General features: G+C 70.9%; 1 protein-coding gene. It reads left to right on the top strand.

Going from position 1 to position 2,808, the window contains the following annotated elements; genetic code table 11:
- The coding region (locus ACZ3KP_RS40895) for a type I polyketide synthase (protein ID WP_467506213.1) at positions 1-2,808 on the top strand (2,808 nt) is incomplete at both ends.

Genomic DNA, 2,808 nt, shown 5'->3' on the forward strand with positions numbered 1-2,808 from the left:
CAGTCGGAGCACCCGGGTCGTCTGCTGCTGGTCGATGTCGACCCGGCGGCCGGCCTGGACCCGACGCGTGACGCCGACGTGGACACCGTCCTGGCCATGGCGCTGGGCGCCGAGGAGCCTGAGGTCTCCATCCGGCCCGCCACTGACGGCGAGAGTGTGGTGGCGTTCGGTCGTCGGCTGGTCCGGACCGGTGCGTCCGGGGAGTTGGCGCTTCCCGGAGGCACCGGCTGGCGACTCGAGGTGACCGAGCCGGGTGACCTGAGCAGCACGGCTGTCGTCGATGCGCCCGAGACGGGTGCCGAGTTGGCGGCGGGTCAGGTCCGGGTTGGTCTGCGTGCGGCGGGCGTGAACTTCCATGACGTGGTCGGTGGTCTGGGGATGGTCGTGGACGGCCGGGTCCTGGGCATGGAGGGTTCCGGTGTTGTCCTGGAGACCGGCCCTGGAGTCACTGGCCTGACGGTTGGTCAGTCGGTGATGGGTCTGGTGCCGGGCTGGGGTCCGGTCGGGATCGTGGACAGTCGTCTGCTCGCTCCGGTTCCGCAGGGCTGGTCCTTCCAGCAGGCCGCGGCGGTGTCGGCAGGCTTCCTGACCGCGTTCTACGCGTTGCGGGATCTGGCCCAGGTCCGGCCTGGTCAGCGGGTGCTGATCCACGCCGGTACGGGTGGTGTGGGTACGGCCGCGGTGCAGTTGGCCAAGGCGTGGGGCCTGGAGGTCTTCGCGACCGCGAGTCCGGCCAAGCAGCACGCGCTGCTCGCAGCCGGTGTGGAGGAGAGCCACATCGCCTCGACCCGTGATCTCGACTTCTGTGAGCGGTTCCTGGCCGTGACCGGTGGCGAGGGCATGGACGTGGTCGTCAACGCCCTGGCCGGTGAGTTCACGGATGCCTCGCTGCGGCTGCTGCCGCGCGGCGGCCGGTTCGTCGAGATGGGCAAGACCGACATCCGTGACGCCGCTGAGATCGCCGAGGCCTACCCGGGCGTGCTCTACCAGGCGTTCGACCTGATGGACGCCGGCGAGTGGCGGATCGCCGAGATGTTCGACGAGCTCGGGGCCATGTTCGACGCGGGCACGTTGGCCCCGCCGCCGGTGACGACTTTCGAGCTGTCGCAGGCCGTGGCAGCGCTCCGGTACCTGCAGGCCGCCCGACACCTCGGCAAGGTCGTGCTCAACGTCCCCGCCGCGTGGGACAGCCAGGGCACCGTCCTCGTCACCGGTGGAACCGGCACGCTGGGCGGGGAGTTGGCCCGGCACCTGGTGGATGTCCGTGGCATGCGCCACCTGCTCCTGCTGTCGCGTCGCGGTCCGGTCGCGCCGGGCGTGGCCCGTCTGGTCGCGGAGTTGGCGCAGTCGGGTGCGGAGGTTCGCGTTCAGGCCGGCGACGCGGCCGACCGCGAGGGTCTCGCCTCGGTGCTGGCGCGGATCGCGGCCGAGCGGCCGCTGACCGCGGTGGTGCACGCGGCCGGTGTGATCGACGACGCCACGATCGAGTCGCTGACGCCGCAGCGGATCGCGACCGTCATGGCTGCCAAGGCTGATGCGGCGTGGAACCTGCACGAGTTGACCAAGGACGCGGGCCTGGCCGGCTTCGTGTTGTACTCCTCGGCGGCGGCTGTCATGGGCAGCCCGGGGCAGGGGAGTTACGCCGCCGCCAACGCGTTCCTGGACGCACTCGCGTCCTACCGTCGCGACCGGCAGCTGGCCGGTCAGTCGCTGGCCTGGGGCCTGTGGGCCCAGGCCTCGGAGATGACGGGCCATCTGAATGGCGCCGGCCTGACTCGTGTGCGCCGCGGCGGTATCCAGCCGCTGACGACCGAGCAGGGTTTGGCGCTGTTCGAGGCTGCTGCCGCGCTGGGCACGCCGTTGGCAGTCCCCGCCCGGCTCGACCTGAGCGGGCTGTCCCGGGCGGGACGACCGGTGCCCCCGCTGCTGAGTGGCTTGGCCACTGGCGATGTCTCAGTACGCCCGACCGCGGCCGTGGCTGCGGAGCCGGGTGGCTTGGCGGCTCGGTTGGCCGCGCTGTCTCCCGCCGATCGTGAGCAGGAGGTCCTGCAGATCGTCCGGGACGCTGCCGCTGTCGTCCTGGGTCATGAGCGCGCTGGCGACATCGATCCCCAGCGGGCTTTCCGGGACATGGGTATCGACTCCCTGACCGGTCTGGAGCTGCGCAACCGACTCGCGACCGAGACGGGCCTGACCCTTCCCGCCACCCTGGTCTTCGACCAGCCGACACCGGTTGAGGTCGCCCGGTACGTGGTGGCAGAGGCGTGCGGGACCACGGAGGCAGTCGCTGCTCCGGCTGTACCGGCCGTCCGTGTCGGCACGGACGAGCCGGTGGCGATCGTCGGTATGGGGTGCCGGTACCCGGGCGGGGTTGAAGACCCGGAGGGCTTCTGGCAGTTGCTCGCCGGAGGTTCCGACGCGATGTCGGGGTTCCCGGCGAATCGAGCCTGGGATTTGCAGAGCCTGGGGGCCTCCGAGTCCGGTGAGGCGATCCAGGGTTACGCCCGGGTGGGTGGCTTCCTGGAGGGTGCCGGTGAGTTCGATGCGGAGTTCTTCGGGATCAGTCCGCGTGAGGCGCTGGGAATGGACCCGCAGCAGCGCCTGCTGCTGGAGACCTGTTGGGAGGCGCTGGAGGACGCGGGCATCGCCCCGGGAACGTTGAAGGGCACGGACACCGGGGTCTACGCGGGCATCATCGCCTCGGGATATCGGCTCGGTGAGCAGGACGGTGCCGGTGGTTTCGGGATGACCGGTACGACGGCGAGTGTGGCGTCGGGTCGGGTGGCGTACTCGCTGGGTCTTCAGGGT

It is taken from the genome of Streptomyces sp. NPDC020958 (genome assembly GCF_055562175.1).